At 42.4% G+C, this 2,770-nt stretch carries 2 protein-coding genes; one reads left to right on the top strand and one right to left on the bottom strand.

Annotated features, from left to right (window positions below; genetic code table 11):
- Positions 1–259: 259 nt before the first annotated feature.
- Complete coding sequence (locus FFR48_RS26930) at positions 260–1,054, bottom strand: 7-carboxy-7-deazaguanine synthase QueE (protein WP_137669468.1); 795 nt, start codon at positions 1,052–1,054, stop codon at positions 260–262.
- A gap of 224 nt (positions 1,055–1,278) precedes the next feature.
- Here FFR48_RS26930 and FFR48_RS26925 point away from each other — a divergent pair, with 224 nt between their 5' ends.
- The gene (locus tag FFR48_RS26925; RefSeq protein WP_137669467.1) at positions 1,279–2,331 is read left to right on the top strand and encodes an anti-sigma factor antagonist; all 1,053 of its coding nucleotides are present in this window, start codon (positions 1,279–1,281) and stop codon (positions 2,329–2,331) included.
- Positions 2,332–2,770 lie beyond the last annotated feature (439 nt).

Below are 2,770 nucleotides of genomic sequence, written 5' to 3'. Positions count from 1 at the left end.
GCTAGACCTAGGATCAGTGGTGTCATACGTTACATGCTCACAGTGTGTTACGAAGTCTAGAGCCACGAGATCGGTGTATATGTGACCATCCAACATCAATCTTCGCTGCAGCTACCCACTCTACAGGCAACGTATATTCGTTAACAAGCTACACATCACACAACGCCTCGGCCCCACCTCACCTCACTCCGGACACGACACACGCTCCCCCCTCCCCCAGGCCCCAGTCCCCAGTCCCCAGTCCCCAGTCCCCAGTCCCCTACAACTGCCTCAACATTTTATGTGTTTGGGGGATCACCCGCACTTGTTTCACAAATCGCTTCATCAAAGCTTGCCATTCTAAAACTTGGTTTGGTGTAGGGGCTTCTACAACTACCTGACTGAATTTTTGAGATTCTGCTAAAGGTGTCACAGGTTGCAGAAATATAGGAATATCCTGACATATACCATTAACTAATAAAGCTGCTCGTTCCAATTCGCCAGGATCAGTCCTTTGAGAGACAATTATCTTGACAAAAATCTCTAAATTTGCATCAAAGCATATTTGGAGAAATTTTTCATGTTCTGTCCAATGACTTTCGCCACTCACACTAGGCAATTTTAAATCCATGCCTACAGAGTCAAGGTACGGGAGAATCATGTCCAGTTGCTCAGGGCGATGTCCCCCAGTTTCCAGATATATAGGCAAATTCAGCGATCGCACTTCCGGCAAAAATTGCGCCAAAAATGGAGCATGAAGAAGCGGTTCACCTCCAGTTAAGCTGATGCTATCGTGTAGAAAAGGTAAATTTTGCCTTTCCACCCATTTGATCAACGTGGATAGAGGAATAGGATTAGAGTGGATTTCAAAATCTCGCAATCCTGGTGAACGCTCTATTTGACATACAGAGGGAGCATTCCATGTATGGGAACTATCGCAAAAGTGACAACGCAAGTCACATATTGCAAAGCGAATAAAAATCTGACGTGTCCCGACGTTGAGACCTTCTCCTTGAATAGCAGAGAAAACTTCAATCAGGCGTGCTGTAGGTTTAACTTTAGTTTTAGCAATCATGAGATGATAGAGAGGAATACGTTCGCCTATGGTTTAGCACAGTCGCTGACACCGATTGGGTATGAAACCAGTAGGTTTCTAGCTTGTTTTTCCATTGTGAACCGTGTTCGGCAATCTCCAAATCTCTGCGCGAAAAACTACTCACCTATCCTTAATCTTATTTTTTTCAAAATTAGGTTAAGTAGTTTTCCAGGAAAAAATCATGTTTGGCAGATTAGACCCCAATGGCAACCAAATTGCATAGCTTCATGAGTAGCCAACCCACAGAGGTAAATTTCCCAGTTACTTACCTGAACGATACAGCAATAGTACAGGTGTCGATGCGTTTGAGCGTCGTTGATGCTGTACGCTTTAAGCAAACCTGCCAAAGCCTCATCCAAGCTGATACCCATCCCCAACACCTGATCATTGACTTCCAAAATACGATCTTTATGGATAGTAGTGGTTTGGGGGCTTTGGTGAGTAATTTTAAATATGCCCAAGAACAAGGGATCGGATTCACACTTCGTAATGTTACCCCTCAAGTGATGGCAGTTCTCAACCTCACAGGATTAGATCACGTATTTGCTATTGAGTCTCCTCACAGCGTTAGTCCCATAGAACCTAATCATATTGAAGAAAATAATCGGATCACTAACTCTCGCAAAGCAGATCCCCTACCTCAAACACATCCTTCTGTGGCCTCTTGGATGAAAAGATTAATTGACATAGTGGGATCATTGGTGGGTTTAATAATTACAGCATTTTTATTCATTCCTATTGCGATCGCTATTCAAATCGACGATCCCGGTCCAATTTTCTTTAAACAAACCCGCTGTGGGTGGATGGGTAAGCGTTTTGCTATTTGGAAATTTCGTTCCATGTGTGTCGATGCAGAAGCTAAGAAATCTCAAGTTCAAAACCAAGTCCAAGGTGCTTTCTTTAAAAATGATCACGATCCGAGAATTACTAAGGTAGGACGCTTGTTACGGCGCACCAGCCTGGATGAACTACCCCAATTTTGGAACGTCCTCAAAGGCGAAATGAGTTTAGTTGGTACTAGGCCACCTACCCCCGATGAAGTAGAACGATATGAAGTACCAGAGTGGCAACGCTTGGATGTAAAACCGGGGATGACTGGTGAATGGCAAGTCAATGGCCGCTCGACAGTACGCAGTTTTGAAGATGTTATTCGTCTTGATTTGCAGTATCAACAAAATTGGAGTTTAGTGTATGATTTAAGGCTGATTCTTAAAACTATAGCTATTTTATTTAACAAAAACAGTGGTGCTGTTTAAAAGTCAGCAGTTTCAACAATTCGTAAAAATTACATTTTAAAATTTACCCAAGCTCATTATATCGGCTCTGGGTAAATTTTTTGGTGTTTTTTTTGGTGTTTTTAAATAGGGTTTGCTGAAAAAGTCTTGTCGTGGAGACAGGGGGCAGGGAGCAGGGAGCAGTTTCAAGAGTTCGATGGGAGCGATTTTTCCTTTGTGTAGAAATTAAATGCAAGGTTTTTGAGATCCCACCTCGTCAAGTCTTGCACTTTTTTAACTTCCAGCAGGCTAAGACCCTTTACTTGTCATATTTTCACATTTATTCAGCCAGCCTTAATTAGGGTTTGCTGAATAAACCTAAAACCTTGATATATCAAAGGTTAGAGGCTGATAAACACAGAAATTAGTGCAAGGGTTTTGAAGGGTATACCGGAAAAAGTGTGCATTTTTTGGGATTTCA

This window comes from Sphaerospermopsis reniformis (genome assembly GCF_005402885.1).
GTDB classification, from domain to species: domain Bacteria; phylum Cyanobacteriota; class Cyanobacteriia; order Cyanobacteriales; family Nostocaceae; genus Sphaerospermopsis; species Sphaerospermopsis kisseleviana.
Note: the sequence above shows the minus strand (reverse complement) of the source record. Positions and strands in the feature narration are given on the sequence as shown.

Coding starts and splice junctions, on each gene's coding strand:
- FFR48_RS26930 (WP_137669468.1), bottom strand. CDS start 1,054: ATGATTGCTAAAACTAAAGTTAAACCTACAGCACGCCTGATTGAAGTT.
- FFR48_RS26925 (WP_137669467.1), top strand. CDS start 1,279: ATGGCAACCAAATTGCATAGCTTCATGAGTAGCCAACCCACAGAGGTA.